The sequence below is a fragment of the Actinoplanes sp. NBRC 101535 genome (assembly GCF_030269225.1).
In the GTDB taxonomy this organism is placed as follows: Bacteria; Actinomycetota; Actinomycetes; order Mycobacteriales; family Micromonosporaceae; genus Actinoplanes; species Actinoplanes rectilineatus.
The window spans coordinates 61,796-88,321 of sequence record NZ_BSSY01000020.1 but is presented as its reverse complement, the minus strand read 5'-3'; the positions used below and the strand labels follow the sequence as shown (position 1 = coordinate 88,321).

The following is a 26,526-nucleotide window of genomic DNA, read 5'->3' as shown; positions in this document are numbered from 1 at the left end:
GAAGGAGGGTCCGATGGGCATCGGCGCGAGCATCTTCCTACTGGCTCTGGGCGCGATCCTGGCGTTCGCCGTGGAGGCGGACATCAGTGGCCTGGACATCAACGTGATCGGCTGGATCCTGATGATCGCCGGACTGGCCGGCCTGGTCATCACACTCTGGTTCTGGAACAGCCGGCGCCGCACCGTGGTGACCCGGTCGACGCAGGCCCCGGTTGCCGGAGCCGGTTACACGTCGGAGTACCGCGAAGTGCGGCGCGACGACGTGCCGCCGCCCCCGCCCTCGGCGTACTCCTGAGTGGTCGGTGGCCCGGGCTTCGGCCCGGGCCACCGCTGTCAGGCGTTCAGGGTTCAGGCGTAGAGGGCGAAGTACACCGCGATGTGGTGGCAGATCGCGGCGACCAGCGTGCAGGCGTGGAAGAACTCGTGGTGCCCGAAGACGGTCGGCCAGGGGTTCGGCCGCCGCATCGCGTAGAAGACCGCGCCGATCGTGTAGATGGCGCCACCCACGAGCAGCAGCACCAGGCAGGTCACGCCACCGACCTGCAGGACGTCCGGGATGATCGCGACGGCCACCCAGCCGAGCGCGACGTAGAGCGGGGCGCCCACCCAACGCGGCAGGTGCGGCCAGATCATCTTGAGGGCGACACCGCCGAGCGCACCGCCCCAGACCAGGCTGAGCAGCACGACCTGCATGGTGTCCTGCAGCAGCAGCATGCAGAACGGGGTGTAGCTGCCGGCGATGAAGATGAAGATCATCGAATGGTCGGCCCGGCGCATGATCTGGTAGCCGCGTTCGCTCCAGACACGCCGGTGGTACAGCGCGCTGGTGCCGAAGAGGCCGCACACCGTGATGCTGTAGATCAGGCAGCTGACGAAGGGTGCGATCCCGGGCCGGGTGAGGGCGATCGAGCTGAGCACGATGCCGCAGACCAGGGCCACGAAGAACGCGTACTGATGCAACCGGCCGCGTAGTCGCGGCTTGCCGAGATCGGTCGGCTTCATCCGGAACGGGGCTGAGGTCGTCACGCGATCTAGGTTACGGCACCGTAGGTTACTGGGGGGTAGTGATGCCGGATACGGTTCCCTCCGGTGGATGATTTCCACGTGAAGGTTCGGCGAGGTCACGCTGGAAACAGCCGGTTCGGGGCCTGGCGCCGGGTGGGATTCGGGACGAAGGTCCCCTCTTGCGGATCCCGCAGGACTTCGGTCTGGCGAGTCCGGCGGCGATGGCCCAAAATCCACAAGATCACGCCCATTTCGGGTACGCCGTAAGCACTCGTCCCATTCGTTCCCGGGAACGCGTCGTGGTTACAGTGGACAAGATCACATCTGTGGCCGATTCTCAAGGTCAAACGAGTCATCGCCGCCTGACACGGAGTTGATCAAACAGCGGATATCCTCCAGAACGGTGTGTTGGACGACATCACGTCGCTCCAACCGGCCCGACCAGCGACTACGGTACGTTTCCGTGGACTCGATTGACCTGAACGCGGACCTCGGCGAGGGCTTCGGCATCTGGCAGCTCGGCGACGACGACGCGCTGCTCGGCGCCGTGACGTCAGCGAACGTGGCATGCGGCTTTCACGCCGGGGACCCCTCCACGATGCGACGGGTCTGCAAACAGGCCGCGGAGCGCAACGTCGCGGTCGGCGCCCAGGTCGGATACCGCGACCTGGCCGGCTTCGGCCGCCGCCGGATCGACTACGACCCCGACGACCTGCGCGACGACATCCTGTACCAGATCGGCGCCCTGGAAGCGTTCTGCAAAGCGGCCGGCACCCGCGTGCGATACGTGAAGCCGCACGGCGCCCTCTACAACACCGCCGCGATCGACGCCGTGCAGGCCTCCGCCGTGGTGGCCGCGGTGCTCTCCTACGACGCGTGGCTGCCGATCCTCTGCCAGCCGGGATCGGTGCTCGCCGAGATGGCCCAGCAGTCCGGCCTGACCGTGATCGCCGAGGGCTTCGCCGACCGCGGCTACCTGCCGAACGGCCGCCTGGTGCCGCGCAACGCCACCGGCGCCCTGGTGACGGACCGGGAACAGGTCGTCGAGCGGGCGGTCCGGATGGCCGCCGGCGGCGAGGTGATCGCCACCGACGGCTCCGTCGTGCCGATGCGGGTCCAGTCGATCTGCGTACACGGGGACACACCCGGCGCGGTCGAGCTGATCCGGGAGATCCGGAACGCGCTCGAATTCGCGTTGCAGGTGGTGCAGCCCTTCAACCTGAGCCGCGGCTAGACACCTGCCGCGGTCGGCATCCGCGTGGTGACTTGCGGCCCGCAGCACGGCCTCACGACGGGTGTGGTGATTTGGGGCGCTCAGCGCGCCCGTATTCACCACACCCACAACAGTGTGGTGATTTCGGGCGTCCAGCGCGCCCGTATTCACCACACCGCCAGGGGCGTGGTGAATTGGGCGTCCAGCGCGCCCGAAGTCACCACGCGGATGGGCTTCGCGCCCTGACCACGAAACGTGTCTAGCCGTCCAGGCCGCGCAGGACCAGGGGCAGCCGGTCCGGCCCGTTCGCGTCCACCACGATCGGCACACCCCAGTCCTGGCGGGTCAGGTGACAGGCACCGTACTCGGTGTCCGCGTCACAGGTCGCGGCCTGAGCCACCACCTGCAACACCCCCTCGGGTACGCCCGGATTGAGCACCAGGCGGCGGGACAGCTCGGTGCTCACCCCGTCGCCCTCCAGCAGCAGTTCGGCGGGCGACGCCGACACGGTCAGCCGCAGCGGCGAACCGAACTGGCTGTCCAGTTTCTGCCCCGGCGCCGGCGTGAAGATCACGTCGAGGGTGACCTCGCCCGGCGCCAGATGCGACGGCGGCCGCTCGGTCCTGTGCCGCTCCCCGGAGACGGTCCGCACCGCGCCCGGCGCCAACCGGACCAGCCGGTGCGCGGCCGACTCCACGACGAACACCTCACCGGCCGCGGTCACCAGCACGTCACTCGGCTCGGCGAGACCGGAATCCACCGTGGACACCTGGCCGGTCGCCGGGTCGAAACGGCGAACCGCACCGTTGTACGTGTCCGCGACCAGCACCGACCCGTCCGGCAGAGCGGCGACACCGAGCGGATGCTGGAACAGCGCCTCGGCGGCCGGACCATCCACGTGTCCGAAATCGAACAGGCCCTGACCGACCGCGGTGTGCAGCGCGCCGTCCTCGACGTACCGCAGCGCGGACGTCTCGCTGTCGGCGATCCAGAGACGCCGGCCGTCGGCGCTCACCGACAGGCCGGACGGCTGAGCCATCCAGACGTCCGGCAGCGGCCCGTCCCGCAGCGCCTCGACGGTGGTGCCCGCGTACACGCCGACGGTCCGCTTGATCGGATCGAACCACCAGAGCTGGTGGATGCCGGCCATCGCGACGATGACCCGGCCGTCGAACCACGCCACGTCCCACGGCGAGGACAGGTCGGCGGCGAGCGCGTCGTGGGCGTGGTCGTCCACGGTGGAACGCCACGGCTTGCCCGAACCCGCGACCAGGGACAGTTCGCCGGTCGTCGTGTTCAACGCCCGCAGCTGGTGGTTGACCGTGTCGGCGATGACCACGTCGTACCCGGCCGTCTCGGCGACGTCGGCGGGAAGCAGAACCAGGCCCTGCGGCTCGTTGAACGGCTCCCGCCGGTCACCGCCGAATCGCCGGACCAGGGACTCGCCGTCCGCGGACAGTTCGGCCACCGAGTGCCGGGCGGAGTCGGTGACGAGTAGATTCCCGTTCGGCAGCTCGATCGCCTTGCCGGGATAGTTGAGCAGGCCCGCCGGTGCGGGCGGGGGAACGTACGGGCCGTCGCCGCGGTGCAGGGTGCCGTCCGCCTCGTGCTTGACGATCAGCTCGTCGATCAGCCGGGACAGGCCCTCGGCGTGCCCCTCGCCGGCCATCGAGGCGACCAGGTAACCGGTCGGGTCGACCACGGCCAGGGTCGGCCAGGCCTTCGCGGCGTACTGCTGCCACAGGTGCATGTCGCCGTCGTCGATGACCGGGTGGTGCACGCCGTACCGCTCGACGGCGGCGGCCAGCGCTTTGGGGTCGCGCTCGTGCTCGAACTTCGGCGAGTGCACGCCGATCACGACGAGCGCGTCACCGTACTTCTCCTCCAGCGGCCGCAGCTCGTCCAGGACGTGCAGACAGTTGATGCAGCAGAAGGTCCAGAAGTCCAAAACAAGGATCTTGCCGCGCAGATCGGCGAGCGTCAGATCCTTGCCGCCGGTGTTGAGCCACCCGCGGCCCCGCAACTCAGGGGCACGCACACGTCCAGTCATGCCGCCATGGTGCCTCACCGGCGGCGATCCGCCACCGCCACGCGGGCCGATCGTGCCAGGCGCCACCTCACCGGCCCGGCCCCGGCCCCGCCGGGTCGTTTCGGCCCCCTATGCGCCGTTGGGCTTTGTCGCGCCGTTACCGGGTATCTCGCGCCGAGTCCGGGTTGTCGTGACGTTCCACGACCCGGGTTCGTCGTGCCGTGGAAACCCCTCGTCCCGGCGCAGAACCCTGTCCCGCGATCACGGGGTCCCTCATGCCCCGTCCGGGTTCCGTGGTGCCGCTCAGAGGGAGCGCGCCCGGGACCGATGCCCGGGACAGGTCGGAGAGCGCGAGAAACGACGAGGCCGCCCGGGGTGAGCCGGGCGGCCTTCATGTCGGTGGAACCGTGGAACAGTGGCGGTCGGGTGATCAGGCGTTCGGCTGGAGGCAGAGCACCTGGGAACCCAGCTCGATGTACGGCTGAGTCGCGTCCGCGCACTTCTCCTTGCTGTCGGTCACCGAGACGACCTTGTAGACGTCGGCACCCTTCGTGCCGCAGTCGATCTGCACCGGGGAGTTGCCGGACCGCTTCACGCAGTCGCCCTGGGCCACGCTGAAGTCGTCGTCGCCGGAGATCAGGTAGACCAGGCCGAACACCAGGCCGAGCAGCAGCGTCGCGCCCAGGACCACCGCGAGGGTGACCGGGACGGTCCGCACGTTCGGCTTGGCGGGTGCCGGGGCGGGTGCCGGCTCCTCGGCCTTGAACTGGTCGAACTTGTCCTGCTCGTCCGGGCTGGGCCAGCTGGTGGTGTCCTCCGGGGTCGGCGGGGTCACCGTGGCACCCGACGTCAGCGGGTTGTTGTTGTAGAGGCCGGAGAACCGCGGGTCCGGGGCGTCCGGCATCGGCGGGGCACCGGGCGACGGCGCGAACGAGGTGTTGCCGCGACCGGAGACGTCGGTCGTGAACTCGTTGTACTGGTCGGAGCCGGGAGCCGCCGCACCGCGACCGGAGACGTCGGTGGTGAACTCCGAGAACGGCGCCTGCGACGGGTCACCGGGCGTGCTGGGCGAACCGTAGGCGGTGCCGCCGTTCGGGTACTGCGTGCCGCCTCCGGGCGGGGAGAACGGCGACGTCCCCGGTCCCGGGAACGGCGCCGTGCCGGGCGTCTGGAACGTGGAGGTGCCCGGAGCCTGGAACGTCGAGGTGCCCGGAGCCGGGAAGGTCGACGTGCCGGGTGCCGGGAACGTGGAGGTGCTGGGCGCCGGGAAGGGCGGCGTGCCCGGGGCGTCGGGCGTCGAGCCCGGCGACGGCGAGACCGGGGTCACCCGGGCGCTGGCCGAGGCGCGGGCGCTGGCCCGGGCCGGCGACTGCGGCGCGACGCCGGTGTCGCCACCGGGCTGCGGGAAACCGCCGAAGCCGCCACTGGGCTCCTCGTCCCGGCCGAACTGGTTGGCCGGGCCGAAGCTGCCACTGGGCTCCTCGTTGCGCTGCCCGAACGAGTTCGCCGGGGAGAAACCGCCACTGGGCTCCTCGCTGCGCTGCCCGAACTGGTTGGCCGGGCCGAAGCCGCCGCTGGGCTCCTCGTCACGCTGGCCGAACGGGTTCGGCGCGGAGGTCGGGAAACCACTGCCGGCGTCGTTGCCCGACTGGCCGAACGGGGTCCCCGCGGACTGGCCGAACGGGTTCGGGGCGAAACCGCCGCTGGGCTCCTCGGAACGGCCGAACGGGTCCGGCGCGGGGGAGAAGCCGCCGGACGGGGACTCGGCGGACTGGCCGGCCTCCGGCTCGTCGGGGGTCGACGCGGCGGGACGGCCGTAGACGCGGGCCTGCGGTGCGGCCGACGGCGGCGGGATCTCCTCGCCACCCGCCGGGGTGGCACGGATGCCGGTCACCGAGGCGCTGCCGGTCACCGGACGGGCCGAACCGGTCGGGCGGGGCTGCTCGTGGGGGTCGCGCTGCGGCGGGACGTTGCTCGCGGCGAGGTCCGGCGGCTGGATGCTGCCACCGGAGTTGAGTGCGGCGCCGGGCACCCGCTGCGGGTATCCCGGACCGCCCGAGGACGGCTGCTCCGGCTCGGAGGCGTAGGACGACTCGGAACCGTAGGAAGGCGACTCGGAGCCCGACGATCCGTAAGACGAATCGGAGCCTGCGGAGCCGTAGGGCGCGGAATCGGATCCCGGCGACCCGAAGGGCGCGGGCTCGGAGGCCGACGAACCGTAGGGCGACGACTCCGAGGTGGCCGAGCCGTAGGTGCCGGGCTCGGAAGCCGGGGAGCCGTAGGACGACGGCCCGGAGGCGGCCGCACCGAACGGCGACGAGTCGGACGACGGCGCGACCGATCCGTAGGTGCCCGAGGACGACGCGGATCCGTAGGACGAACCCGAGGCGGCGGGGGCGGCCGGGGCGGAACCGAACGGCGACCCGGGCGTCTGGGTGGCGCCGAAGGCCTCCGGACCGCCCTGCGTCGCACCGAAGGCACCCGAGTGGGGCTCGCCCTGGGACGGGAACGCCCCGGACGGCTGCTGGCTGCGGATCGGCAGGTCGAGGCCGGGGGTGGCACCGGACGGCTCGGCGTCGGCGGCTGGGCCGGCCGGGGCGCGCAGCGGGAAGCCGCTGCCGCCGCCGTCACCGCGCCGGGTCGGGAACCCGGGGGTCTCCGGGCGGGCCGACGCGTCGGCGGCGCTCTCCGTGGACCGGGCGGCGTTCTGCTGCTGGAGCCAGCTGTTCTGCGCCGGGCCGGCGGTGAAGCCGCTGGACGGCTGCGCGCCACCGGACGAGTCGGGCAGGTCGGACAGCGAGGCGCCGGGCACCCGGACCGGCTGGTCGCCGAAGGCCGAGAAGCTGCGGTTGGACTCCTCCAGCACGGAGGCGGTGGCGCCCGGGGTGCGGGTCGGCAGGCCGCTCGGCGTGCTCCCACCGGCCGCGGCGGCCGGCTCGGAACGCTGCTCGGGCCGCGGCTCTGGGCGCGCGAACGGGTTGTCGGCCGGCTCGGAACGCTGTTCGGGGCGTGCGAACGGGTTGTCCAGCGACTCCGGGCGTGCGAACGGGTTGTCGCCGGGCGCCGGGGACGGCGGGGCCGACGGCACCGCGGCGGACGCCTGCGGCCGGCCGCCCGGCGAGAAGCCCGCCGGGCCGAACGGCGACGCGGGTGCGCCGGAGTCGATCGGGCCCGGCTCGGCGACCGGGGGCGCCCAGGAGGGCGCGCCGGGGTCGGCGGGTGCCGAACCGTACGTGGAGGGCGAGCCGGGCGCGGCGGGGCCGCCGAACGACTGCGCGGGGGTGCCGTAGGGCGGCGGCTGTGGTGTCCCGTAGGCGCCGGCTTGTTCGGGTGCGACCGAGCCGTAGGGCGATGCGGCGCGCTGGGGGAGCTCGCCACCCGCCTCGGGCTGCGGGACCCGGGCCGAACCGTAGGACGTGCCGGAGGCGCTGGGGCCGGATCCGAAGGTGGACACGGCAGGGACGACGAAGGGTGATCCGCCGTCGGGTGCGGCCTGCGGGGGCGGGCCGTACGAGGTGGGGAAGCTTTCGGCGGGGGAGGGTGCCGACGCACGACCGGCAACTCGCTGACCATCGGCGTCGAGCGGGTAACCGCCCGACGTGGGTCCGCCCGACGTGGCTTCGGCCGGCTGACCGGCGTGGTGCCCCTCGGACGTCATACGCGCCTCCTCATCGATGCGGCCGTGCCGGGTTTGCACGGTCGCGATCCCGGCGGTGACCTTCCGCCAAGGGTGGTGCCAGCTATCCGGACTGGCAGTGCCGGGACCGGGGGAAAGGCGGTGTCGCCTGCGGTCCCGGTCACCCGCGCCGGCCGGTCTCGCCGGTTCGGGGACCGTGCCCACGGTACCGGGCGTACGCGGCAGTCGGAATCCCGGTGTACGCCGTGGAGGTACGGATGCCCGATCTTCACGAGTGGTGTTTCACACGAACACGGAGTGGTATCCGACACGAAAACGGCCCGCCCGGGTGAACCGGACGGGCCGTTACGCGATGTGTTCGTGGCGCGAACAGATCAGAAGATCTGACGCCGCTGCGCGAAGATCGCGATCTCGTCGCGCATCGACTGGCTGGGCGCCGTGGCCCAGGCGCGGTTGATGGCGCGGTTCTCGCGGCTGGCAATCCGACGCTGACGAATGCGGTCGATCATGCTCATGGCAGTGCTCGTTTCCCCGGCAACGTTGCCGGCCTCGCTTATGACGTACTCACCCGATCCGCCGGTGGCGGTTTCCCCTCGGTTGGCCCCTGCCGGGGTTGTTTCCATTATGTAACCGGTAGGGGTGGACTGCCAACTGAATAGAGGGTGACGTCGGTCATCTGCCTAACAATCGAAGGTCCGCACCTCGTTGGGCCGAAGGACCTCAGGACCAGGCGAGCATCGCCTCCTCCGGGTCCGTGAGGAAGTCGCCGACGTCGCGCAGGAACCTCGAGCCCAGCTCGCCGTCGATGATCCGGTGATCGAAGGAGAGCCCGAGGGTGGTCACCTGCCGGATCTTGATCTTGCCGTGGTGCACCCACGGAGTCGGCCGGATCACACCCAGCGCGAGGATCGCCGACTCGCCCGGCGGCAGGATCGGCGTGCCGGTGTCGATGCCGAACACCCCGACGTTGGTGATCGAGAAGGTGCCGCCGGACATGTCGGAGGGTGAGGTCTTCCCCGACTTCGCGGTGCGGACCAGCGCGTGCAGGGACGCGGCCAGTTCGCACAGGGTGAGACGGCCGGCGTCCTTGACATTCGGCACGATCAGGCCGCGATCGGTGGCCGCCGCGATGCCGAGATTCACGTACTCCTTGACGACTATCTCGTTCGTCGCCCCGGACCACGCCGCGTTGACCATCGGATGGCGCCGGATCGCGAGCAGCACGGCCTTGGCGACCAGGAGCAGCGGCGAGACCCGCAGTTCGGCGAACTCCGGGCGGAGCCGCAGGCGTTCCACCGTCTTGACCGTGCGGGTCACGTCGACGGTGAGGAACTCGGTGACGTGCGGCGCGGTGAACGCCGACGCCACCATGTTCTCCGCGGTCAGTTTCCGCACGCCCTTGACCGGGATCCGCTGCTCACGATCACCGCCCGGCCCAGGGCGGACCGCGGTGGCCGGGGTGGGTGCGTTCGCCGCCGGCTCGGTCCGGCCTTCGGCGATCCGGTGTACGTCGTCGCGTGTCACCGACCCCAGCGGGCCGGTACCCGGGACCGTCCCGAGGTCGACACCCAGATCCCGGGCCAGTTTGCGGACCGGGGGCTTGGCGAGGACGTGAGCCGGCGCCGGCGCGCCTGCCGGGACCGGCGGCACCGTTGCCGGGGCGACCGGGCCGACCGGGGGCGCCACGACGGTCGAGGCGGTAGCCGCCGCAGGCGGGGGACCCGCCGGTGCGGTCGGGGAGGTGTGGCTCGTACCCCTTCGGGGTCTCCTGACGGCCGCGCCCTCACGCGGGCCGTAACCGACCAGCACGGCCGTGCGCCCACCAGGGGCCGGTCCTCCGATGAGCCCGGGTTCGACCATGCCCTCGGCGGGGGCGATCGTGACGGCGGCGAGGGACTCCGCGGAGGGCAACGGCCCGGCGCCCGGATCGGTGTCGATGGAGATGATCGGCTTGCCGACCTCGACGGTGGTACCGGCGTCGTGGAAGATCCGGGTCACCACGCCGCCCCATTTCGCCGGGATCTCCACCGCGGCCTTCGCGGTCTCGACCTCGACGATCGGCTGATTCAGCTCGATGGTGTCGCCCACCTTGACCAGCCAGGTGAGGATCTCGCCCTCGGTCAGTCCCTCACCGAGGTCGGGCAGGTTGAACTCCTTGACCCGCGTCATGCCGGTCACCAGCCGAACGCGCGGTCGACGGCGTCCAGGACCCGGTCCAGGTCGGGGAGGTACTCCTCCTCCAGCCGGGCCGCCGGATAGGGGACGTCGTAGCCGGTGACCCGCAGCACCGGCGCCTCCAGGTGATAGAAGCACTGCTCGGTGATCCGGGCGGCGAGTTCCGCGCCCATGCCGAGGTTGCCGGGCGCCTCGTGGACCACGACCGCCCGGCCGGTGCGCCGGACCGACTCGACGATCACCGGGTAGTCGACCGGGGAGAGCGTGCGCAGGTCGATCACCTCGAGATCCCGGCCGTCCTCGGCAGCGGCGGTCGCGGCGTCCAGCGCGACCCGGACCATCGGCCCGTAGGCGAGGATCGTCGCGTCCGTGCCGGGGCGCGTCACCCGTGCCGCGTGCAGCGGGAACGCGTCGGCGAGGGGTGCGTCCAGGTCGACCGTGCCCTTCTCCCAGTACCGCCGTTTCGGCTCCAGGAAGATGATCGGATCGTCCGAGGTGATCGACTGCTGGATCATCGAGTACGCGTCGACCGGATCGGCACAGGTGACGACCTTGAGCCCGGGGGTGTGCGCGAAGTACGCCTCCGGCGACTCGGAGTGGTGCTCGACCGCCCCGATGCCGCCGCCGTACGGAATGCGGATCACCAGGGGCAGGCGCACCGCGCCGTTGGACCGGTAGTGCATCTTCGCCACCTGGGCGACGATCTGGTTGTACGCCGGGAACACGAACCCGTCGAACTGGATCTCGCAGACCGGCCGGTATCCGCGGATCGCCAGCCCGACCGCGGTGCCGACGATGCCGGCCTCGGCCAGTGGCGTGTCGATGATCCGGTCCTCGCCGAAGTCCTTCTGCAGACCGTCGGTGATCCGGAAGACGCCGCCGAGCTTGCCGACGTCCTCGCCCATGATCACGACTTTGGGGTCGTTCTCCAGTGCACGCCGCAGTCCGTGGTTGACGGCCTTGCCCAGGGTGATCGTCTCGGTCATCAGTGCCCACTCCCTTCGAAGGAGGCCTGGTAGGCGAGGAACTCCCGGCGCTGCTCGTCGACCTCGGGCGAGCCGTTCGGGTACGCGTTGTCGAAGAGCCGCACGGGTTCGGGATCGGGCATGGCGAGCACCCGTTCGCGCAGGCCGAGTGCGAGGGCGGTGGCGGCCTCGTCGGTCTCGGTGAAGAAGTCCTCGCCGGCCACCTGCTGCCTGGTGAGGAACGCGCGGAGCCGGCTGATCGGGTCCTTGGCCTTCCACGACTCGACCTCGCTGGCGATCCGGTATCGCGTCGGGTCGTCGGAGCTGGTGTGCGCACCCATCCGGTACGTGTAGGCCTCGATCAGCGTCGGGCCCTGCCCGTTGCGGGCGTTGTCCAGCGCGGTCCGGGTCACCGCGTAACTGGCCAGCACGTCGTTGCCGTCGACCCGGACGCCGGGGAAGCCGTATCCGCCGGCTCGCAGGTAGAGCGGGACACGGGTCTGCCGTTCCAGCGGTTCGGAGATCGCGTACTGGTTGTTCTGGCAGAAGAAGACGATGGGGGCGTTGAAGACACCGGACCAGACGAACGCCTCGTTGACCTCACCCTGGCTGGTCGCGCCGTCCCCGAAGTACGCGATCACGGCCTCGCCGTCGGCACTTCCGGTCCTGCCGTCCATGGTGATGCCCATGGCGTAACCGGTGGCGTGCAGCGTCTGGGAGCCGATGACGATCGTGTAGCTGTTGAACTTGAACTCGTTGGGATCCCAGCCGCCCTGGTCGACGCCGCGGAACAGGCCGAACGGCATGATCGGGTCGATTCCGCGGGTGTAGAGGACACCGTGCTCGCGGTAGGTCGGGAACCCCATGTCCTGCGGCCGCATCGCTCGCCCGGATCCGACCTGAGCGGCCTCCTGGCCCAGCAGGCTGGCCCAGATGCCGAGCTCGCCCTGCCGTTGCAGGGAGGTCGCCTCGGCGTCGAGGCGGCGGACGGTCACCAGGTCGCGATAGAGATCCCGGTATTCCTCGTCGGTGAAGTCGACCGTGTATGTGGTCCCGTCGGCGGTGGTGACGCTGTCGATGCGATCCCCGTCGGGGGTCAGCAACTGGACGAAACCGCCGGCTGGAATGTCGGTCCCGGTTGTGCCTTCGCCTTTCGCCATCCGTGTCTCCTGCTTCCTCTCTGCGCCCGCGGCGGGTGTTGCCCGGCCACGCGGCTGACCACTGGGTCATCGCGCCCGGCCGGGTGAGGACGGCACGCGACGGTCCGGCCGGAGGCGTGCTCCAGTCGGGGCGGCCCGCCGTTGCCCCGCGGGTCTGCGGAGAGCGACGGCGGCGGTGCCGTCACTGCCATCCTGACAGAGCGGATGGGCTCCATTACAGGTTGCGTGGATCAGTTTCTCCTGAAGGGTCGTTAATGGTATTTGTCCGTTTTGTTCCTAAGGTTGATCTCACGGTTGGGCCAAAGGTCCCCGGGTGCCGCTGCCGAATTACCCATGCCTCGTTCACCCTTTTGACCGAGAGCGATCTGAGTGGATCTTTAGACTGGATTACCTGCCGAGGGAGTCTCACCGGTGCCGCACCATTCCGACGACGGCCGTACGCCGCCACCGAAGGTGCTTCGCAAGCGCCTCGACGGCGTGTACCGCGAGGACTTCGGGTTCTCCGGGCCGACCCGGCGGTATGTCCTGACGGTGGTGCTGCTGGTCGGTCTCGCGTCCCTGCCGACGCTGGCGGCACTGACCGTCGGATCGCGGGAGATTGCAGGTCAGGACCGTGGTCGGGCGATGGATGTGCCGTTCTTGCCGCCGCCGTCGACCGGTCCGGTGCGGACCGCTCCGGACCCGGTGGGCCCGGTCCTGCCGTCCGATCTCCGGTCGGCCGGACCGGTCGGGCCGACCGAGCCGGACGTCTCGGTGGAACCGTCGGCACCCGCCTCGGTGAAGCCCTCGGTCACGCCTTCGCCGACATCGAGCGAGGCCGAAAAGGATCACCCGCGGGATCGTGATCGGGAGTCGCCCCGAGGGCACTCGACGACGCGATCCGGCGACGACTCCCACGATTCCCGGCCGCCGAAAAGATCACAAAAACGGCCAAAAAATGAGCCTTCGCGTGTTATTCCGGTGGTTCCGGATTTACCGCGGGTTCCGGAGGAGCATGCCTTCGAATTCCCGTCGATTCCCGATCTCCCCAGAGTGCCCGACGATCATTTCAAGCCGGCTACATCGGACGAGCCCTGTCCCGACGCCGACCGCACCGTCCACAAGCGCCGGTCCACGGACCGCGCCCGAGCAAGCCGGAGGTCAGCAGTGAGCGAACGCCCGTACAACATCCGTGCCACCCGCATTCTCGAGCAGAGCTGGTCCGACAACACCGGCGCCAACTCCCACCGGATGCTCGACGAATCGCGAACCGGCGAGAACCGGGTGCTCAACCGGCCCTACCGGGGCCTGCACCGGGCCGAGCACACCAGCCACGAAGAACACGAAGCCGCACAGCGCGACTCCCGGGTGGGCCGCCACCACGCCGAACCGTCCGACGACCGGTACCGCAACCGGCGGTGAACCGTCACTCGTCGCGATGCGCGTCCAGCCAGGCGTCGATCGCTTCGGTGTCGCTGGGATCCACACCCTCGGAGAGCAACTGCGCCACCGCGGCCGTCGCCGGACTGCGGCGCTCCCCCGTGGTGAAGAGCCGGGCGAACTCCGGGACCAACTCCTCCTCGACCGTGGTCATCGTCTCGGTGACCGCCGCCGCGGGCAGCCGGAGCCGCCGGGTCGCATAGGCCGACCAGGCACGGACCACCCGGGGCAGCATCGCCGCGTCGTCCATGTCCAGCACCGCCCGCCGGTGCACCCAGTCCAGCAGGAACAGCCCGGCCACCGTCGGGCTCCAGCGCAACAGGTCCGCACCCGGCAGGGTCGCCGCGTGATCCAGGATCAGGCTGAGACAGAAGTCGAGCGACGCCTGATCGGTGTCCCGGCCGGTCAGACCGAACCGGGCCGCCTCCTCCGACGACCGGAAATCGCGCACCAGATCGGCGGCTTTCGGCCCGGCCGGCTCGGTCAGCGGCGGCATGGTGACCGCGGGCAGCAGCGCCAGTCGGGACACGGCGAGCGCCCGGTCGGTGGCGAGCGAACCATCGGTCGGCAGATCGGTCAGCTCGTCGGTGATCCGGATGTGCCGGTCGGCCTCGTCCCGCAACCGGCCCGGATCCTCGGTGCGGAACCAGGTCAGCTCGTCGAGCGCGCAGTGCGACCGGACCTGCTCCAGCAGCGACTCGCCGCGGGCCGCGACGAAGACGTCCTTGGCACAACCGACATTGTGGTCGACCAGGACGACCACCGCATGGTCCGGACCGCCGCCGGTGGTGTCCTCGTAGCCGAAGGTGACCAGATAGGACGTCTGATCGCCGTAGACGTCGCCGTATGCGTAACAGCCGGTCGGGCGGACCCGGCCGAGCTGCGCCGCCCAGTGCGGCGTCGCGGTGTCGTGACCGACCGTGGTCGCGCCCTCGGCGTCCGGCACCAGGGCGGCGAACACCTCACGGATGGTCGCGGCGGCCGGTGTGGACGGTGGCACCGTGGCGGTCAGGAAACGGCCGACGAACTCGCGGACCGCGAGCTCGCGATCCTCGTCGGCGACCGCGTAGACGCTGCCGAGCAGCGCCGTCCCGAGCATCTCCGCGTCGAGGGCGGAGTCCAGCTTGATGACGTCGCGCGCTGCGTGGAGTACCGCCTCGTACGCGGTCCGGGAAGCCGGCATGCCGCGAGCCTACGCCCGCGGCACGCCTGTGACCTACTCCGGACGGACCGCCGCGAGCGCTTCCCTCGCCTGGGCGTACGCGTTGAGCACCTCGCGGACCGGCGCCACCACGTGGCTGCGGCCGACATCGGTGACCGCGGCCCGGAGTTTCTGCTCGGTGCGCCGCCGTGCTCGCCGGGCGCCCATCTCCACCAGCGGTTTCAGCAGCAGCCAGAGCAGCACCCCGCCGAGCAGGCCGCCGAGCAGCAGCATCGTCGGCATCGGCACCGAGGTGTCGGACGGATCGTCGATCTCCGGGAGTCCGAGAGCGATCAGTCCGTAGCCGAGCAGGAGCCAGGCCAGGCCGACCAGTCCGGTCGCCAGCAGCGCCCACTGCAGGCCGCCGGCCACCCGCCACCACAGCGGCTGGCGTTCGGTGCCCAGGTCGGTGGTGGCCACCGCCCGGTCGAGTGCGTCCGGCAGGTCGGCGGTCCGGGAGCGGGCCGCGGCCTTGAGCGCCGGCGCCCACGCCTCGGGCAGCGGCGCGGCGGCCCGGGTGGCGACCGCGCGGACCGAGAGGGCCACCGCGGACTGCTGGGCCGCGTCGGCCCGGGGCACCGAGGTGCGCGGCACGATGTCCGTCGAGATCGCGTCGGTCTTCGGCGTCTCGCCCAGGTGCAGCCGGCGCAGCGGGTCCGGCCGCAGTCTGCGCAGGCCCCGGATCAGCGGCCAGCCGGTCGCCGCGGCGGCCCGCTGCCGGTACGACCCGGCGGCCGCGTCGGCGACCGCGGGCACACCGGCCGACGCCGACAGCGCCTCGGCCAGCTGACGGACCGTCGCCCGGTCCACCTCGTCCTCGGCGGCCGGCGGCCCGATCGTGGTGGCCAGCTCACCGGCGACCACGTCCAGGTCGGCGGCGAGCCGGCGCAGGGCGGCCTGCCGTGCCGCGACGGTCGTCTCCAGGGCGGCTCGCAGATCGCTGAGCATCCCCGGTTGCTTGGCCGAACTGGCCAGCACCGGGGTGCCGGTCAGGCCGTCCTCCTCGAGCAGCCGCTCCAGGTCGCCGAGCACCACCTCGGTGTCCGACGGGCTGAGCCGGTCGGCCTGGTTGAGCACCACGATGGTGATGCCGGCGTGCGAGCTGAACTGGGAGAGGTACGCCTGGTGCAGGATCCGGTCGCCGTACTTCTGCGGGTCGACCACCCAGACGATCTGGTCGACCAGACCGAGCAGGCGGTCCACCTCGAGCCGGTGGGTCTGCTCGACCGAGTCGAAGTCCGGCAGGTCGAGCAGGACCAGGCCGTGCAGGGCGGCCTCGTCGTCGCCGTCCAGTGCGCTCTCCCGGCGGAACCGCTGCCGCGGCAGCACCCCGATCAAGTCGAGCAGCAGGTTGGCCGGTTCCAGCGGGCCCCAGACGCAGGCGTGCGCGGTGCCGGTGGTCGGCCGGCGCACCCCGACGTGCGAGAGCTTGAACCGGGCCAGCGCGTTGAACAGGCTGGACTTGCCGCTGCCGGTGCTGCCGGCCAGCGCGACCACGGTGTGGTCCAGGGAGAGCGAGAGCCGGTTGCCGGCCCGCTCCAGCAGGGTGTGCGCGGCGACCAGGTCGCCGTCCGGAAGGTACGGATCGGCCACGCGCAGGAAGCGGCCGAGACCCTCGAGCCGCCGCGCCAGCCCGCCGACGTCCATCACGTCGGCCTTGTCCTTCTCGATCAGATTCATGACGCCGGCCCGGTCAACGCGAGTTCCTTTCGGGCGTTCTCCACCTCGGAGGCCACCTGGCGCAACAGTGTGCCCGGCTCGGCCTCGAGGCGTACCGCCGCGGTCCGCTCGGTGAACCGGGCGGCCTCGGCCTCCAGTAGTTCGTCGACCCGGGCCAGCAGTTCGGTCCGGGCCCGGGTGGCGAGAGTGCGGATGGCCTGGTCACCGAAGACGGCCTCGAGCACCTTCTGTGCGGCGACCGTGGTGCCGGTGCCCACCGCGACCTCCAGGCCGGTCGGGATGAACGCGGTCGAGGTGAACACCGCGATCATCACGGCCAGGCCGGCGCCGTTGACCGCGTAGGCCGCACCGCGCGCCACCGACCGTTTGTCGGCGGCCTCCCGGCGGACCAGGTCGAGCACCCACTGCTGCCAGTCGCGGACCAGGCGGTCGGCGCGCTGCGGCAGGTCGGCGGAGGCGGTCTGCAGGTCCTTGGTGAGCAGCGCGTCGCCGGCCGGGTGGGCGTGCCAGGCGGCCCAGGTCTGCTCGGCCGCGTCGGTGGCCAGCCCGCGTAGCAGCGTGACCAGCTGTGACTCCAGGGCGACCTGGAGGCTGCGGCTGGGCGCCGGGCGGCCGGTGAGGGTGGCGAGGAGACGGTCACGCAGATGGCCGACCCGGGATTCCAGACTGCGCAAGAACTCCCCGGTGCCGACGAACTCCTGCCAGCGGGCCAGCACCTCACCGCGCAGCAGACGGCCGTCCTGCAGGCCCTCCTCGGCGGTGGCCCGGGCCTGGCGGTAGGCCGCCGTGACCCGCTCGTCCAGGCCACCGGCCACCCGGCTCTGCTCGTCGGAGGCCTCGGCCAGTCCGGTCAGCGCCGGGGCCAGGGCACGCAGGGCGCCGTCGAGGGTCTGCCGGACCACGGTGGCCCGCGCCCCGGCGTCCCCGGCGAGCTGGCCGAACCAGGCGCCGATCGGGCCGGCCGCGGTGTCCGGCAGCAGGCCCTTCTCGTCCAGACCGGCCTCGGGCACCACGAACAGCGGCGCACCGCCCAGGTCGTGGGCGGTCAGCATCTCGCCCAGGTGGGCGGCCACCTCGGCGGCGGCGTCGATCGGCACCCGGTCGAGGACCAGGGCGACCACCGTGCCGCGCAGCCGGGCGGTCTTGAGCAGCTCCCAGGGGACGGCGTCGGCGTACCGCGCGGCGCTGGTCACGAAGAGCCAGAGGTCGGCGGCGGCGAGCAGTTGGGCGGCGAGCTCGCGGTTGTGCTCGACCACCGAGTCCACGTCCGGCGCGTCGAGCAGGGCCAGCCCGGGGCCGACCGAGGCCGCCGGGATCACCTGGAGCGCCTTCGGGTCGTTGCTGGGGTCGATGGTGCGGACCAGGCCGGGCAGCAGGCCGCCCCGGCCGAACCAGGCGAGATCGTCCGGGTGGGCCACCAGGACCGGGCAGCGGGTGGTCGGCCGGAGCACGCCCGCCCTGCTCACCGGGGCCTGGACCAGGCTGTTGACAAGCGTGGACTTGCCCGCGCCGGTGGAACCGCCGACGACCACGAGCAGCGGTGCGTCGAGCCGCGCCAGGCGCGGCAGCAGATAGTCGTCCAGCTGCGAACTCAGGGCACTGCCGACCTTGCGGGCCTCCTCGGCGGAGGGCAGCACCAAGGGGTACGCCACCGCGCCGAGAGCGGCTCGTAATCGGCTGAGCGCCGCGGCGAGGCGGCTGACCGTTGCCGGGATTTCGCCCGGTTCGGTGCTGTTATCGTCGTTTGCCGGACGGGTCCAGCCCGTCCCCGTACGCTCTGATGGGCCACCTGCGGCCACGTTGACCTGCTGATTCTCATCCGATGCGGCGGGGACGGCGGACAGGGCCGACGGTCCGACCGCGTCTCCGTGCGTCGTCACGGGTAAAGCGTGCACGATCTATGCATCCAGGACAACGGGTCCCGGTATGCCGTGACCGGACAGGTATGTAGGTGATTTCCAAACCTCACCCGTCCCGGACCAGGACTTGCGCCCCTCCGGCTCAACTTCGATTTGACCACGTGCCGACCCGTGGCATCATTGAGTCGGTTCCACTCAACCCTGGTGCGAACCCAGCGGTTCAGAAGCCCAGCTGTTTAGAAGCGAGGAACACCATGGCACGTGCGGTCGGCATCGACCTCGGCACCACGAACTCCTGCGTCAGCGTTCTGGAAGGAGGCGAGCCCACCGTCATCGCCAATGCGGAGGGCTCCCGGACGACGCCGTCGATCGTCGCCTTCGCCCGCAACGGCGAGGTGCTCGTGGGCGAGGTCGCCAAGCGTCAGGCGGTGACGAACCCGGACCGGACCATCCGTTCGGTGAAGCGCGAGGTCGGCACCACCTGGTCGATCGACATCGACGGCAAGCAGTACACCCCGCAGGAGATCTCCGCGCGGGTGCTGATGAAGCTGAAGCGGGACGCCGAGGCCTACCTGGGCGAGAACATCACCGACGCGGTGATCACCGTTCCGGCGTACTTCAACGACGCGCAGCGGCAGGCCACCAAGGAGGCCGGTGAGATCGCGGGCCTCAACGTCCTGCGGATCGTCAACGAGCCCACCGCGGCCGCCCTGGCGTACGGGCTGGACAAGGGCTCCAAGGAGCAGACCGTCCTGGTCTTCGACCTCGGTGGCGGCACCTTCGACGTCTCGCTGCTCGAGCTGGGCGACGGCGTCATCGAGGTGAAGTCGACCTCCGGTGACAACCACCTCGGCGGTGACGACTGGGACCAGCGGATCATCGACCACCTGGTCAAGACCTTCCGCGGCGAGCACGGCATCGACCTCTCCCAGGACAAGATGGCCCTGCAGCGTCTGCGCGAGGCCGCGGAGAAGGCGAAGATCGAGCTCTCCGCCGCGTCGACCACCAGCATCAACCTGCCCTACATCACGGCCGGCGCCAACGGCCCGCTGCACCTGGACACCACCCTCAGCCGGGCCGAGTTCCAGCGCATGACGCAGGACCTGCTGGACCGCTGCAAGGGCCCGTTCGAGTCCGCGATCAAGGACGCCGACATCAAGCTGGCGGACATCGACCACGTCATCCTGGTCGGCGGCTCGACCCGGATGCCCGCCGTCACCGAGCTGGTCAACGGCCTGATCGGCCGCGAGCCGAACAAGGGCGTCAACCCCGACGAGGTCGTCGCGGTCGGCGCCGCCCTGCAGGCCGGTGTGCTCAAGGGTGAGGTCAAGGACGTCCTGCTGCTCGACGTGACCCCGCTCTCGCTGGGCATCGAGACCAAGGGCGGCATCATGCACAAGCTGGTGGAGCGCAACACCACCATCCCGGCGCACCGCTCCGAGGTCTACACCACGGCCGACGACAACCAGCCGTCCGTGCTGATCCAGGTCTACCAGGGCGAGCGCGAGATGGCCGCCTACAACAAGAAGCTCGGCACCTTCGAGCTCAGCGGCATCGCGCCGGCCCCGCGTGGCGTCCCGCAGATCGAGGTCTCCTTCGACATCGACGCGAACGGCATCGTGCACGTGTCCGCCAAGGACCTGGGCACGGGCAAGGAGCAGAAGATGACGATCACCGGTGGCTCCGCGCTGCCGAAGGAAGACATCGAGCGCATGATGCGCGACGCTCAGGACCACGCCGACGACGACAAGAAGCGTCGCGACGAGGCGGAGATCCGCAACCTGGCCGAGCAGCTGCAGTGGCAGACCGAGAAGTTCCTGGCGGAGAGCGGCGACAAGCTCCCCGAGGACAGCAAGAACAAGATCGGCGAGGCGCTCGGCGAGCTGCGCGGCGCGCTCGGCGGCACCGACATCGAAAAGATCAAGGCCGCCCACGAGCAGCTGTCGAAGGTTTCCCAGGAGGCCGGTTCGCTGCTGTACTCGCAGGGTGGTGAGACCCCGCAGGCCGGTCCCGGTGCGGCTCCGGGCGGCGCGGCCGGTGCCGGCGCGACCGGCCCGGCGACCGGCGGCGGGGACGACGTCGTGGACGCCGAGATCGTGGAGGACGACAAGAAGTGACTGCTACGGACGACGAGAACGACGGTCCCGTGACCGAGCGCGAAGTCGCCCAGAGCGAGACCGAGACTCCGGCTGAGGAGACTCCCGCCGAGGCGACCACGCCGTCGGGGAAGTCGAAGAAGCCGGTCGGTGCGCACCGCGCGCCCGAGGGGGAGGACGAGACCTCCACCGAGGACGCCGTGGCCGACACCGATGTCGAGGCGCTGCGGAGCGAGCTCGAGGAGCGGACGCACGACCTGAAGCGGGTGACCGCGGAGTACGCCAACTACCGCAAGCGGGTCGACCGCGACCGGGGTGCGGCGGCCGAGCAGACCACCGGCGCGGTCCTCACCGCGCTGCTCCCGGTCCTGGACGACATCGACCGGGCCCGTGAGCACGGTGATCTGGTCGGTCCGTTCGCCTCGGTGGCGGAGCAGCTGACCGCGGTGACCGGCAAGTTGGGCCTGGTGGCGTTCGGCGAGAAGGGTGACCCCTTCGACCCGAACCGGCACGAGGCCGTCGCGCATCAGACGTCCGCGGACGTCTCGGAGCCGACCTGTGTCGAGGTGATGCGCCGCGGTTACACGCTGGGCGAGCGTTTGCTGCGCGCGGCGTTGGTCGCGGTCGCCGATCCGGAGTGAAGCCATTGATTCCCGCCCGCCGGTTCGCCGGCGGGCGGGGCGTTCCCGCCGCGTCGAGGAGGTGGACCGAGTGAGCTCGAAGGACTGGCTCGAGAAAGATTTCTACGCCGTGCTCGGCGTGACCAAGTCCGCCTCACCCGACGAGGTCAAGAAGGCGTACCGCAAGCTCGCCCGTGACCTCCACCCGGACCGCAACCCGGGCAACAAGGAGGCCGAGGAGAAGTTCAAGGCCGCCTCCGAGGCGTACGACGTCCTCTCCGACGACAAGAAGCGCAAAGAGTACGACGAGATGCGCTCCCTGTTCGGCTCCGGAGCGTTCCGGCGGGGAGCGCGCCCGGGCGCCGCGGGAGGCACCCAGTTCGATCCGTCCGACCTGTTCGGCGGGTTCAACGGCGGCGGCGCGGCGGGGGCCGACCGGCGGTTCGGCGGGACCGGCTTCTCGGACATCTTCAGCTCGATCTTCTCCGGCGGTGGCGGCCCGGCCGGACCGGCGGCGGCGCGGCGTGGCCCGCAACGCGGCCGGGACGTGGAGACCGAGGTGACACTCGACTTCGCGCAGGCGGTCCGCGGCACCACCCTGCCGCTGACGCTGCGCACCCCCGGCGCCTGTGACACCTGCCGGGGCAGCGGCGCGAAGCCCGGCACCACACCGCGGGCGTGCACGAAATGCCAGGGCACCGGCATGATCTCCAGCAATCAGGGCTCGTTCAGCTTCTCCGAGCCGTGCCGGGACTGCCAGGGCTCGGGCAGCATCGTGGACGAGAAGTGCGCCGAGTGCCGGGGCACCGGCGGGGTCACCAAGTCCCGCACGATCAACGTGCGGTTCCCGGCGGGCGTCTCCGACGGCCAGCGCATCCGGCTCAGCGGCCGGGGCGAGCCGGGTGACCGCGGTGGTCCGGCCGGTGATCTGTACGTGCAGGTCAAGGTGCGTCCGGACGACCTGTTCGGGCGCAGCGGCGACGACCTGACGCTGACCGTGCCGATCACGGTGGCCGAGGCCGTGCTGGGTCTCGACCTCAAGGTCCCGACCCTGGACGGGCCGGTCACGCTGCGGGTGCCGCCGGGCACGCCGAGCGGCCGCAAGCTCCGGGCCCGGGCCAAGGGGGTGTCCCGCAAGGAGGGTCCCTCCGGCGATCTGATCGTCACGGTGGAGGTACAGATTCCGACCGGGCTCTCCGACGAGGCCAAGGACGCGCTGGAGGCCTTCGCCAAGCTCACCCCGCCGCCGGCACGTGAACGGCTCGACGAGCGACTGCGCCGGGCCGGTTAGGACCTCTGGAGGAGGTGGCACATGTATGAAGAGATCCACATCTCGACCGAAATGTCCTCCGACGCTAAGGTTTTGATCATCTCGGTGGCCGCTCGCCTGGCGGGCATGCATCCGCAGACCCTGCGGCAGTACGACCGTCTCGGCCTGGTGCAGCCGGGCCGTGCCGGTGGTGGTGGCCGGCGGTACAGCGAGCGTGACGTGGAGTTGCTCCGCGAGGTGCAGCGGCTCAGCCAGGAGGACGGTGTCAACCTGGCCGGGATCAAGCGGATCATCGGGCTCGAGCAACTGGCCGGGGAGTTGCAGCACCGGGTCATGGAGCTGGAGCAGCAGCTGGAGGCCGCGTATGCGCGGATCGCTCAGCTGGAGTCGATGAACCCGTACGCCGGTCGGGGTGATCTGGTTCGCCAGGAGCCTCAGTCCACCGCGCTGGTGGTGTGGCGCCCGCGACGGCCGCAGGACAAGTAGGAAAAGCCGCAGCAGGCGGAAAACGCAGCGGCGGCCCTCTCTCGGGATGGGCCGCCGCTACACCTTGTCGTCGCCGTGTGATTACCGACGGTTGAAGAGCCCCAGCCGGCGCGGGTTGCGCACCAGGCCGCCCTCCATCCAGTCGTGGTGATCGAAGAGCTCCGGTCGTGTCATCAGGACACGGCAGTTGTGGGCCCACAACTGCATCGGCTCGTCACCGACCTCCTCCGCACGTTCCACGAACTTCTTGAGCCGGCGCTTGCGCTGACTGCTCGCGTTCTGCCGCACCCCGTCCGCGGCGTAGATGTACATGCAGTGCTGTGCGAACCGGCGGGACGGGCACTGCCTGTCCATGGCCAGTTCGAAGAGGGTCGGGCCGAGCACGTCTCCGGAGATCAGCAGGTCCCAGTCACGCGGCATGGTGCTCAGGGGAACGGAATCGGGTTGGTAGGCCCAGGCATGCAGCTCGTCCGGCCGAGGATCGACCGGGTTTCCGAATCCGGGGAAAGTTGCCTCACGCACGCTCACGCAGCCGCCTCACTCATGCGTTCGCAGCCGCGACCAGAGTCGGTGACGCTGGTCGCCGGTGCCGAACGCCCCAATACTCAGAGTCGTCGCTCCGGAACCGTAGCGCGCCGGATGTTTGAGCGGAAGTGTCAGGACTTCACATTCGGATACTGGACGGTAACTTTAGGCTTCGATAAGGATTCAATCCGTGGCGGCTAGCGGCTTTTTGACTGTTCGGCGGGCTGCCATCCGCTTTCGTACGATCTCCTTGAACCAGGGGTAGTCCGGCAGACGCGCCAGCATCGGGCCGGTGACGACCGTGATCAACACGTAGGCGGTGGCGAGCGGGGCCAGCCGGGGGTCCACCCCGTACGCCACGGCGAGCCCGGCGATGACGACGGAGAACTCGCCGCGCGGCATCAGCGCCAGCCCGGCCCGGACCTGGCCGGGCAGCCCGATCCCGGCCCGCCGGGCGGCCAGGTAACCGGTCAGCACCTTGGTCAGCATGGTCAGCACCGCCAGCGCGAGGGCCGGCAGGATCACGCCCGGCATGTCGTTCGGATCGGTGGAGAGACCGAAGAAGACGAAGAACACCGCGGCGAAAAGGTCACGCAGCGGCGAGAGCATCTGGACGGCGTGATGCGCGACCGGGCCGGACAGCGCGATGCCGACCAGGAACGCGCCGACCGCCTCGGAGACCTTCAGCTCGCCGGCCACCCCCGCGATGAACAGCGTCATGCCGAGCACACTCAGCAGCAGCGCCTCCGGATCCTTCACCGACATGAAGTCGCTGATCTCGCCGCCGTACCGGATCGCGATGACCAGCACCGCGATCACCGTGACCACCGCGACGGCGAGTGTGCCCAGGCCGTCGACCAGACCGACCCCGGCCAGCACGGCGGTGGCGATCGGCAGGTAGAACGCCATCGCCAGGTCCTCGATGACCAGCACCGACAGGATCACCGGGGTCTCCCGGTTGCCGACCCGGCCCAGATCGCCGAGCACCTTCGCGATCACGCCCGACGAGGAGACCCAGGTGATGCCGGCCAGCACCAGCGCGGCCTTCCAGTCCCAGCCGAGGATCAGCGCGAAGGCGGCCCCCGGCAACGCGTTGAGCAGCATGTCGATCAGGCCGGCCGGCGCCGCGGACCGCAGGTTGTCCACCAGCTCGTCGGCGCTGTACTCCAGCCCGAGCATGACGAGCAGCAGGATCACACCGATCTGGGCGCCGATGCCGATGAACTCCTCGCTCGCCGAGAGCGGGATCACCCCACCGTGGCCGAAGGCCAGGCCGGCGAGCAGATAGAGCGGAATCGGGGAGAGGCCGAAACGGCGACCCAGACGGCCGAGCATGCCGAGACCGAACAGGAGTGCGCCGATCTCGATGAGCAGGATCGTCGTGTCGTGGTTCACGACCGTCAGCCGTCGGTGTCGCCGGCCAGGATGGCGGTGACACCGTCCAGACCCTGCCGGGTGCCGACCGCGACCACCACGTCGTTCGCCTCGAACCGGAACGACGGCACCGGCGAGGCGATCACCTCCCGGTCGCGGAGCACCGCCACGATCGAGGCACTGGTCCGGCTCCGGGCCCGGGTGTCCCCCAGCAGGCGGCCCACGAACGGCGAGCCGGCCGGCAGCGCGATCTGCTCGGTGAGCAGGCCGGCCGCCTGCTGCCGCAGACCGGCCAGCTGGCCCAGCATCAGGGAGGCGCCGAGCACGTCGGCCAGGGCCTCCGCCTCGTCGTCGGTGAGCGGGATCGAGGCCAGGCTCGAATCCGGATCGTCGACGTCGTAGAGCACGAGATCACGCCGGCCGTTGCGGTGTGAGACCACCCCGACCGTCCGACCGGACGATGTGACCAGGTCATGTCGGACGCCGATACCCGGCAGCGGAGTCTGTTCCACCCGTACGCGCACGATCCCCACGTTAACCCTCAGGCGGTGATCCCGATCCCAAACCCGACGAACGGACCGCCGGGCGGGCGATCAGCAGCAGCACCAGTCCGACCACGGCAAGCACCAGGTTGACGGCGAACGCCAGCCGGAACCCGTAGTTCTGGGCCAGACCGAAGAGCGGGGCGGACAGGATCTGCCCGATCGCGTTGGTGTTGGTGAACATCGTCGTGGCCCGGCCCGGGAAGTGCGGCATCCGGTCCTGCACGTACGTGATGCCGAGCCCGGAGATCGCCGCGATGAACAGCGCGTTGAACAGCTGACCCGCGCCCAGCTGCCACACCGAGGCCGCCGTGACGGCGGTGAGCTGGTAGACGACCGCGCACGCCGCCCCGGCGACGATGATCCGCCGCAGCGGGAACCGGGTGCCGAGCCAGCCGAACCAGAGCAGCAGCGGGATCTCCAGCGCCGCGCACACGCCGAGGACGACACCGGCGTCACCGACCGAGCCGCCCAGGTCGGTGCTGACGAACAGAGCCATGGCCTGGACACCGAGTACGCCGGTGGTCTGCAGCAGGGTGAAGGCGACCAGGATCGGGTACATGCCGGGTGGCACCCTGGCCGAGATCTTCACGCCGTCGCGGGGTGCGGCGGGTGCCTCGACCTCGGGGAGCCAGCGGGCGACGGTGAAGGCGGCGAGGGCGTACATGACGGCGGCGGTGCCGTAGACGTACCGGAAGTCGCCGACCTCGAGCAGGAACGCGGCGAGGGCCGGTCCGCCGACCCAGGCGAGGGAGAAGACGGTACGGAGTGCGCTGGTCCCCATCGCCGCGCGGGCCGGGTCGTCACGTTGGAGGACCTGCCGGGCGTACGCGAAGGATTGCGGATAGAGCGAGGTGGCGACCGCCGTGACCGTCGCGGTGAGCGCGAGCAGCACCCAGTAGTCCCGGATCATGGCGGTGACGCCGGTGCCGGCGAAACCGGCGAGGGTGGCCGCGATGAGCAGCGTGCGCCGCATCGGCCGCCGGTCGGAGAGCCGGCCCAGCGCCCAGGACATCACCACGCTGGAGAGCGAGGCGGTGATCAGGAATGCGGTGACCTGGAACGGGTTGGCATGAACGGCGGTGCTGAGGAACATCCCGAGGAACGGGCCGACCACCGCGGTGGCGATGCCGGAGGTGAGGAAGACCAGGACCAGGGGGAGGAGTCGCTGCGTGGCGCTGCGCGTCCCGAGTGACACGGACACGACTTCGTACGTTACGGCTCACGACGGCGTGCAACCCCCGGCTGGTGGTGACCGTCACCTCGGATA

At 70.7% G+C, this 26,526-nt stretch carries 21 protein-coding genes; 7 read left to right on the top strand and 14 right to left on the bottom strand.

The genetic code is table 11. The features are described 5' to 3' along the window. The first annotated feature begins 13 nt into the window (after window positions 1-13). The gene (locus tag QSK32_RS37710; protein WP_045742562.1) at window positions 14-295 is read left to right on the top strand and encodes a DUF6458 family protein; all 282 of its coding nucleotides are present in this window, start codon (window positions 14-16) and stop codon (window positions 293-295) included. 53 nt (window positions 296-348) lie between these two features. On the opposite strand, the gene trhA is transcribed toward QSK32_RS37710, so the two are convergent. Continuing rightward, window positions 349-1,026, bottom strand: a complete 678-nt coding sequence (gene trhA, locus QSK32_RS37705; RefSeq protein WP_045742563.1) for a PAQR family membrane homeostasis protein TrhA — start codon at window positions 1,024-1,026, stop codon at window positions 349-351. 451 nt (window positions 1,027-1,477) lie between these two features. Between trhA and QSK32_RS37700 the strand changes: the two genes are divergently transcribed. Next, the gene (locus QSK32_RS37700; RefSeq protein WP_045742630.1) at window positions 1,478-2,239 is read left to right on the top strand and encodes a LamB/YcsF family protein; all 762 of its coding nucleotides are present in this window, start codon (window positions 1,478-1,480) and stop codon (window positions 2,237-2,239) included. Between the two features lie 238 nt (window positions 2,240-2,477). On the opposite strand, the gene QSK32_RS37695 is transcribed toward QSK32_RS37700, so the two are convergent. The 6 genes from QSK32_RS37695 to pdhA all read right to left on the bottom strand — a co-directional run bounded on the left by QSK32_RS37695 (window position 2,478) and on the right by pdhA (window position 12,184). Next, window positions 2,478-4,268, bottom strand: a complete 1,791-nt coding sequence (locus QSK32_RS37695) for an NHL domain-containing thioredoxin family protein (RefSeq protein WP_285474635.1) — start codon at window positions 4,266-4,268, stop codon at window positions 2,478-2,480. 409 nt (window positions 4,269-4,677) lie between these two features. Then, window positions 4,678-7,701, bottom strand: coding sequence for an LppU/SCO3897 family protein (locus QSK32_RS37690; RefSeq protein WP_285474634.1), 3,024 nt, complete (start codon window positions 7,699-7,701; stop codon window positions 4,678-4,680). Between the two features lie 557 nt (window positions 7,702-8,258). Further along, window positions 8,259-8,399, bottom strand: a complete 141-nt coding sequence (locus QSK32_RS37685; RefSeq protein ID WP_169792446.1) for a hypothetical protein — start codon at window positions 8,397-8,399, stop codon at window positions 8,259-8,261. Between the two features lie 205 nt (window positions 8,400-8,604). After that, a complete protein-coding gene (locus tag QSK32_RS37680) occupies window positions 8,605-10,062 on the bottom strand; it encodes a dihydrolipoamide acetyltransferase family protein (RefSeq protein ID WP_285474633.1) in 1,458 nt (485 codons plus the stop codon). Then, a complete protein-coding gene (locus QSK32_RS37675) occupies window positions 10,059-11,048 on the bottom strand; it encodes an alpha-ketoacid dehydrogenase subunit beta (RefSeq protein WP_285474663.1) in 990 nt (329 codons plus the stop codon). Before QSK32_RS37675 ends, QSK32_RS37680 begins: the two co-directional genes overlap by 4 nt. Further along, on the bottom strand, window positions 11,045-12,184 hold the full coding sequence (pdhA, locus tag QSK32_RS37670) for a pyruvate dehydrogenase (acetyl-transferring) E1 component subunit alpha (RefSeq protein ID WP_045742566.1): 1,140 nt from the start codon (window positions 12,182-12,184) through the stop codon (window positions 11,045-11,047). The genes QSK32_RS37675 and pdhA overlap by 4 nt, the downstream gene beginning before the upstream one ends. Before the next feature lie 531 nt (window positions 12,185-12,715). Here pdhA and QSK32_RS37665 point away from each other — a divergent pair. Continuing rightward, on the top strand, window positions 12,716-13,585 hold the full coding sequence (locus QSK32_RS37665) for a hypothetical protein (protein WP_285474632.1): 870 nt from the start codon (window positions 12,716-12,718) through the stop codon (window positions 13,583-13,585). Window positions 13,586-13,589: 4 nt separating this feature from the next. Here the strand turns inward: QSK32_RS37665 and QSK32_RS37660 are convergent, their stop codons facing one another. Genes QSK32_RS37660 through QSK32_RS37650 form a run of 3 tightly spaced genes read right to left on the bottom strand, consistent with a single transcriptional unit; the run spans window position 13,590 to window position 18,364 of the window. Beyond that, the gene (locus QSK32_RS37660) at window positions 13,590-14,786 is read right to left on the bottom strand and encodes a hypothetical protein (RefSeq protein WP_285474631.1); all 1,197 of its coding nucleotides are present in this window, start codon (window positions 14,784-14,786) and stop codon (window positions 13,590-13,592) included. A gap of 33 nt (window positions 14,787-14,819) precedes the next feature. Next, window positions 14,820-16,484: a GTPase gene (locus QSK32_RS37655; RefSeq protein WP_285474630.1), complete on the bottom strand. Its 1,665-nt coding sequence runs from the start codon at window positions 16,482-16,484 to the stop codon at window positions 14,820-14,822. Further along, window positions 16,481-18,364: an ABC transporter gene (locus QSK32_RS37650; protein ID WP_425394647.1), complete on the bottom strand. Its 1,884-nt coding sequence runs from the start codon at window positions 18,362-18,364 to the stop codon at window positions 16,481-16,483. The genes QSK32_RS37655 and QSK32_RS37650 overlap by 4 nt, the downstream gene beginning before the upstream one ends. 233 nt (window positions 18,365-18,597) lie before the next feature. On the opposite strand from QSK32_RS37650, the gene dnaK reads away from it, so the two are divergent. From dnaK to QSK32_RS37630, 4 genes are all read left to right on the top strand, one after another. Continuing rightward, window positions 18,598-20,460, top strand: coding sequence for a molecular chaperone DnaK (gene dnaK / locus QSK32_RS37645; RefSeq protein ID WP_285474629.1), 1,863 nt, complete (start codon window positions 18,598-18,600; stop codon window positions 20,458-20,460). Further along, a complete protein-coding gene (gene grpE / locus QSK32_RS37640) occupies window positions 20,457-21,080 on the top strand; it encodes a nucleotide exchange factor GrpE (RefSeq protein WP_045742572.1) in 624 nt (207 codons plus the stop codon). Before dnaK ends, grpE begins: the two co-directional genes overlap by 4 nt. 70 nt (window positions 21,081-21,150) lie before the next feature. Continuing rightward, on the top strand, window positions 21,151-22,350 hold the full coding sequence (dnaJ, locus tag QSK32_RS37635) for a molecular chaperone DnaJ (RefSeq protein ID WP_045742573.1): 1,200 nt from the start codon (window positions 21,151-21,153) through the stop codon (window positions 22,348-22,350). A gap of 21 nt (window positions 22,351-22,371) precedes the next feature. Continuing rightward, a complete protein-coding gene (locus tag QSK32_RS37630) occupies window positions 22,372-22,815 on the top strand; it encodes a heat shock protein transcriptional repressor HspR (protein WP_045742574.1) in 444 nt (147 codons plus the stop codon). Window positions 22,816-22,896: 81 nt separating this feature from the next. Here the strand turns inward: QSK32_RS37630 and QSK32_RS37625 are convergent, their stop codons facing one another. The 4 genes from QSK32_RS37625 to QSK32_RS37610 all read right to left on the bottom strand — a co-directional run bounded on the left by QSK32_RS37625 (window position 22,897) and on the right by QSK32_RS37610 (window position 26,460). Next, the gene (locus tag QSK32_RS37625; protein WP_045742575.1) at window positions 22,897-23,343 is read right to left on the bottom strand and encodes a hypothetical protein; all 447 of its coding nucleotides are present in this window, start codon (window positions 23,341-23,343) and stop codon (window positions 22,897-22,899) included. A 180-nt stretch (window positions 23,344-23,523) separates the two neighbouring features. Next, window positions 23,524-24,675 (bottom strand): cation:proton antiporter, encoded by a 1,152-nt coding sequence (locus QSK32_RS37620; RefSeq protein ID WP_502872582.1) that lies wholly within the window; start codon window positions 24,673-24,675, stop codon window positions 23,524-23,526. Window positions 24,676-24,740: 65 nt separating this feature from the next. Then, entirely contained in the window at window positions 24,741-25,238 is a 498-nt protein-coding gene (locus QSK32_RS37615) for a cation:proton antiporter regulatory subunit (protein WP_045742635.1), read from the bottom strand. A 10-nt stretch (window positions 25,239-25,248) separates the two neighbouring features. Continuing rightward, entirely contained in the window at window positions 25,249-26,460 is a 1,212-nt protein-coding gene (locus QSK32_RS37610) for a sugar efflux transporter (protein WP_285474627.1), read from the bottom strand. Window positions 26,461-26,526: the final 66 nt, after the last annotated feature.